This window comes from Ruegeria sp. BI7 (assembly GCF_056537925.1).
The window spans coordinates 1-1,028 of the sequence record NZ_JBQFSK010000028.1; the positions used below are offsets into that span (position 1 = coordinate 1).

At 63.0% G+C, this 1,028-nt stretch carries 1 protein-coding gene; it reads left to right on the forward strand.

All coding sequences use genetic code 11. From position 1 onward, the window contains the following. The coding region (gene glyA / locus ACR0JB_RS21805) for a serine hydroxymethyltransferase (RefSeq protein ID WP_480790298.1) at positions 1–1,028 on the forward strand (1,028 nt) is incomplete at both ends.

Consider the following 1,028-nt stretch of genomic DNA (forward strand, 5'->3'; position numbering starts at 1 on the left):
GGCGGCTGCCAATTCGTTGATATCGCTGAAAACCTGGCCATCGACCGCGCCAAGCAGCTGTTTGGGTGTGACTTCGCCAACGTGCAGCCGAACTCGGGCAGCCAGGCCAACCAGGGCGTGTTCCAGGCGCTGATCCAACCCGGCGACACCATTCTGGGCATGAGCCTGGATGCCGGTGGTCACCTGACCCACGGCGCGCGCCCGAACCAGTCGGGCAAGTGGTTCAACGCGGTGCAATACGGCGTCCGCAAGGAAGACAACATGCTGGATTATGATCAGGTCGAGGCGCTGGCGAAAGAACATAGCCCCAAGTTGATCATCGCAGGTGGCTCGGCCATCCCGCGCGTGATCGACTTTGCCCGCATGCGCGAGATCGCCGACATGGTCGGTGCCTATCTGCACGTGGACATGGCGCATTTCGCCGGTCTGGTTGCGGCAGGCGAACACCCCAGCCCCTTCCCGCACGCGCATGTGGCGACGACGACCACGCACAAGACCCTGCGCGGTCCGCGTGGTGGCATGATCCTGACCAATGATGAAGATATCGCTAAGAAAGTGAATTCGGCGATCTTCCCCGGCATTCAGGGCGGCCCGCTGATGCATGTGATCGCGGCCAAGGCCGTGGCCTTCGGCGAGGCTCTGCAGCCTGCGTTCAAGGACTATATCAAGCAGGTCGTCGTCAATTCGCAGGCATTGTCGGATCAACTGATCAAGGGCGGTCTGGACACGGTGACCCACGGCACCGACACCCATGTGGTGCTGGTCGACCTGCGCCCCAAAGGCGTGAAGGGCAACGCGACCGAAAAGGCCCTGGGCCGCGCGCATATCACCTGCAACAAGAACGGCGTGCCGTTTGACCCGGAAAAACCGACCGTCACCAGCGGCATCCGCCTGGGCTCGCCCGCCGGCACCACCCGCGGCTTTGGCGAGGTCGAATTCCGCCAGATCGCCGACTGGATCATCGAAGTGGTCGACGGGCTGGCCGCCAATGGCGAAGACGGCAACAGCGCCGTCGAAGCCAAGGTCAA